1 protein-coding gene is annotated in these 559 nt (G+C 77.3%); it reads right to left on the bottom strand.

What is annotated here, in order from left to right; translation table 11 throughout:
* Nucleotides 1-559, bottom strand: a 559-nt coding sequence (locus ETD85_RS62710) for an NAD(P)/FAD-dependent oxidoreductase (protein ID WP_138699153.1), incomplete at both ends; no start/stop codon positions are given.

The following is a 559-nucleotide window of genomic DNA, read 5'->3' as shown; positions in this document are numbered from 1 at the left end:
GGGGGCGTAGGGGGCGATGTCGATGGGCGGCTCCTCGCCGAGGGCGAGCGCGGCGGCGATCCGGCCGGTGAAGGGGCCGGCGGTCAGCCCGTACGCGCTCAGGCCCGTCGCCACCACCACGCGGCCGGTGAGCGGGCCGATGAGGGCGGGGCCGGGGGCGTACACCGGGCGCAGGCCCACCCGCGCCTCGGCCACCGTCGCCGCGAACAGTCCCGGCGCCACCCGCAGCCCGGCCTCGATCACCTCGTCCAGCCCGCCCATGGTGACGCGCGGCGCGAACCCGACGTCCTCCACCGTCGCGCCGATCACCACGCGGGAGTCGGGGAAGCCCAGCAGGTAGGGGCCGACCCTGGGCAGCACCATCGGCCACCAGGCCGTGTCGACGCCTTCCAGGGTGGCGTGCAGGATCTGCCCCCGCCTGGGGAACACCGGCAGCTCCACGCCCAGGGGGCGGCACACCTCGCCCGTCCACGCTCCGGCGGCGACGATCACCATGTCGGCCTCGATCAGCGTCCCCTCCTCGGCGAACCGGCCCGGCCGGGTGGCGGCGGGGGAGGGG

The sequence above is a fragment of the Nonomuraea zeae genome, from assembly GCF_005889725.1.
In the GTDB taxonomy this organism is placed as follows: domain Bacteria; phylum Actinomycetota; class Actinomycetes; order Streptosporangiales; family Streptosporangiaceae; genus Nonomuraea; species Nonomuraea zeae.
Note: the sequence above shows the minus strand (reverse complement) of the source record. Positions and strands in the feature narration are given on the sequence as shown.